The sequence below is a fragment of the Paratractidigestivibacter sp. genome, assembly GCF_052362415.1.
GTDB lineage: Bacteria > Actinomycetota > Coriobacteriia > Coriobacteriales > Atopobiaceae > Paratractidigestivibacter.
This window is the reverse complement of record NZ_DAWEMK010000151.1, coordinates 1-3295: the sequence shown is the minus strand read 5'-3', so window position 1 is coordinate 3295 and position 3295 is coordinate 1. Positions and strand designations below refer to the sequence as shown.

Genomic DNA, 3295 nt, shown 5'->3' with positions numbered 1-3295 from the left:
AACGAGAAGCTCGAGTGCGGCGCCTCGAGCCTTCCCACCTGCAGGTTGTTGCCGAATCCGTCGACCTGTGCGGCGAGCGAGGCCGGTGGCTCCACGATGATCTGCGCGTCCATGACGGTCTGCGCGCCGGTGTTCGGCGGCATGCAGCGGAGCACGAAGTCGTGGTCGCGCACCGGCTCGCTGAACTCGAGGCGTGTCTCGAAGAAATAATTGAGGATCTTCATGAGCCGCCCCTAGAAAACGCTCGCCGCGTGCCGCAGGATCAGGCCGAGCTGGTCGTAGGTTGCGGCGTCGGGGAACGTCGGCGCGTAGACGAGCTCGACCAGCGCCTTGAGGTCGGGCTGGCTGTATGGGGCACCGGTGCGGTTCACGCGCGCCGCGAGGCGGTGCACTTCTTGGCGCACGCGGCCGAGCTTGTACGAGAGGCGCGCGTAGAGGTCGATCCTCTCGACCGAGATCCCGCACTTGATGAGGTTGCACGCGGCGTCCGACTCGACGAAGTCGTCGACGCAGCCCTTGAACGCCATGATGTTGTCCTGAATGAGCTGCAGGTCGAGCAGGGGAGCGTCGCTCGCCTGCGCCGCAGCGAGGGCGTCGACGGCCATCTGTACGTAGCCGAGCGACTCGGTGCCGAGCACGTCGCGCAGGCGCACGGCGTTGTCGTAGGCGGCGTCGAGCGCCTGCGCGATCGACGCTGGGCACGCCGCGTCGAAGATGCACGCGCGGAAGAACTCGCGCGGGGTCTCGGCCTCGTCGTCGAATCCGAGCTCCTCGAGGCTTTCCTTCCAGCCGTCGCCTTGGCCGTCGAGGGCCTGGTCGTAGGCGGAGAGGATGAACTTCTGCGTGGTGTAGGCCCGCTCTGCGTAGCGGCCGAGCCACAGCAGGTGGTCGGCCTTCTCGAGCGAGATCGCGGATGCGAAGGGCGCGCCCGGCGCCCCGGATACTACGAGAGAACCCATGTGTCTTTGAACCCTCCTCCTTGGGACGAGTTGACGATGGCGGAGCCCTCCTCGCGCGAGTAGCGCGTGAGGCCGCTCGGCCAGACCTCGGTGCGCGCGCCGGAGAGCACGAAGGCGCGCAGGTCCGCCTTGCGCGGCACGATCTCGCCGTCGATGTAGGTCGGCAGGCACAGGAAGTCGACCACCTCCTGGGCGATGAAGCGCCGCGGCTCGCGCCGGATGAGGGCCTTCAGGTCCTCGAGCTTCTGCTCCGTGAGGCTGCTTCCGAAGACGACCCCGTAGCCGCCCGCCTCGGCGACGTCCTTGATCACGAGCGAGTCGGCGTGGTCCTGCACGTAGGCCATGTCGTCGGGATAGAACGGCAGGTAGGTTGGGGCGTTCTTGAGGATGGGCTTCTCGTTGAGGTAGTACTCGACCATGCGGGGCACGAAGTAGTAGATGCCCTTATCTTCGGCCGCGCCGTTGCCGGGGGCGTTAAGGACGGCGACGTTGCCCGCGCGGTAGGCGCTCATGAGATTGGGCACGCCGATGAGTGAGTCGGCGCGGAAGCACAGCGGGTCGAGGAACTCGTCCGAGAGGCGCCGGTAGACGGCGCCCACGAGCTGCTTGCCCGCGCCGCCGCGGTAGTAGAGCCGCTCGTCCTCGACGAAGAGCTCCTGCGGCTCGGCCAGGACCGCGCCGGCCTTCTCGGCGAGGTAGGTGTGCTCGAAGTACGCGGAGTTGTAGCGCCCGGGCGTGAGGACGACGTTGAGGCCGCCGGTGTTCACGTTGTCGAGGACGCGGCACAGGCGCTCGCCGTAGTCGCGGTTGTCCGCGATGGCCGCTCCGCGGAAGGTCTCGGCGTCGCAGCGGCGGCAGAGCTGGCGCGCCACGAGCGGGTAAGAAGCCCCCGACGGGATGCGCAGGTTGTCCTCGAGGACGAACCACTCGTCGCCCTCGCCCTCGACGAGGTCGATGCCGCTGATGTGGCTGTGGATGCCGCCCGGCGGGACGATCCCCTCGCATTGGGGCAGGTGGCCGGAGCTCGCGAAGGCGAAATCCTCGGGCACGACGCCGTCGCGGATGATCTGCTTGGCGCCGTAGACGTCGGCGAGGTAGGCGTTGAGGGCGTCGACGCGCTGCGCGAGGCCGCGCTCAAGGGTTGCCCAGACGTCCTTCTTTATGACGCGGGGTATGGCGTCGAAGGGGAAGAGCCGCTCGTTGAACTCGCCGTTCTTGTACAGGCCGAACTTCACGCCGTAGCGCGCGAGCTGTTGGTTGATCTTCGGCGTGTGCGAAAGCAGGCTCTCGTACACGGGGGCATCGGATGGCATAGGCCGCCCCTCTCTGTGGTGGTGCTCGGGTCGGGCAGGGCATGGCCCTATGGTGCGCTGCGCGTGTTTCGCGCGGCGGGGGAGGGAGTTTCGGCGGAGTGAACTAGTGTTGTGCGGCGGTTAAATGGCTGTGTCGGGGAGGGGCTCAGCCGAGATGCCAGTCGGCCACGTCGCGGGCCTCTTTGCGAAGAAGTGCGCGCGCGGCGGCCTCGTCGGGGTAGGCGAGGGCGAGCAGGCGGTGGAAGCGGGCGTTGTGCGGGGGCTCCGCGAGGTGCGTGAGCTCGTGCGCGACGACGTAGTCGAGGCAGGTCGGCGGGTAGGCCGCCAGGCGGGTGTTCACGCGGATGCGTCCGGTCGCCGGCGTGCAGGACCCCCAGCGGGTCCGCATGTCGCGCAGCTGCCACCCAAGGGCGTGCTGGCCGGACGCGGCTTCCATGCGCGCGACGACGTCGGGAAGCGCTCGGGCGAGCTCGGCACGGTAGAGCCCGGCGACGTCGCCGTCTGCCGGCGCGGGAACGAGGCGCCCCCAGAGCGGTACGAGGCCTCCCGCGCCGAGCCCGCTGCCTGACCGCTCGGCCTCACGCGCCCGGACGCGGCCGATCGCCCGTGCGAGCCATTCCGCGTGGCCGTCCAGGAACGACTGCGCCTCCGCGCGACTTACGCTCCAGGGCACGCTCATGTGCGCCGAGCCGTCGGGACGCACGCGCAGGTTGACGTGGCGCACCGCCTTGCGCTCCACCTCGACCTCGATGCCCGCCGCCGCGAGCGTGTATTTCTGGCCCTTCTTCATATCTACGCAGTCTACCTCCACCATCACTGGGTGACAGTCATTGCGTGCAGCTTTCTGTGCCGCCCATCATCCGATGCCATCCATCATCCGATGCCATCCATCACTGGGTGACAGTCATTGGGAGCAGCGTTTTTGGGACACACATTAGCCGATGACTGTCACCCAGTGATGTGTGGCAAAAAGTGCTGCGGCCAATGACTGTCACCCAGTGTTGGTGGGGGCGGGGCGGGGGT

4 protein-coding genes are annotated in these 3295 nt (G+C 68.0%); all 4 read right to left on the bottom strand.

Annotation, left to right across the window (positions count from 1 at the left end; genetic code table 11):
* The coding region (locus ACT84W_RS10180; protein WP_444329129.1) for a transglutaminase N-terminal domain-containing protein at positions 1 to 224 on the bottom strand (224 nt) is incomplete at its 3' end.
* Between the two features lie 9 nt (positions 225 to 233).
* Positions 234 to 959 (bottom strand): alpha-E domain-containing protein, encoded by a 726-nt coding sequence (locus ACT84W_RS10175; RefSeq protein ID WP_444329128.1) that lies wholly within the window; start codon positions 957 to 959, stop codon positions 234 to 236.
* Positions 944 to 2272, bottom strand: coding sequence for a circularly permuted type 2 ATP-grasp protein (locus ACT84W_RS10170; RefSeq protein ID WP_444329127.1), 1329 nt, complete (start codon positions 2270 to 2272; stop codon positions 944 to 946). The genes ACT84W_RS10175 and ACT84W_RS10170 overlap by 16 nt, the downstream gene beginning before the upstream one ends.
* A gap of 145 nt (positions 2273 to 2417) precedes the next feature.
* Positions 2418 to 3062 (bottom strand): M48 family metallopeptidase, encoded by a 645-nt coding sequence (locus ACT84W_RS10165; protein WP_444329126.1) that lies wholly within the window; start codon positions 3060 to 3062, stop codon positions 2418 to 2420.
* Positions 3063 to 3295: the final 233 nt, after the last annotated feature.

Bases quoted from the DNA above. Each gene is read 5' to 3' on its own strand.
- ACT84W_RS10175 (WP_444329128.1), bottom strand. From the start codon at position 959: ATGGGTTCTCTCGTAGTATCCGGGGCGCCGGGCGCGCCCTTCGCATCC.
- ACT84W_RS10170 (WP_444329127.1), bottom strand. From the start codon at position 2,272: ATGCCATCCGATGCCCCCGTGTACGAGAGCCTGCTTTCGCACACGCCG.
- ACT84W_RS10165 (WP_444329126.1), bottom strand. From the start codon at position 3,062: ATGAAGAAGGGCCAGAAATACACGCTCGCGGCGGCGGGCATCGAGGTC.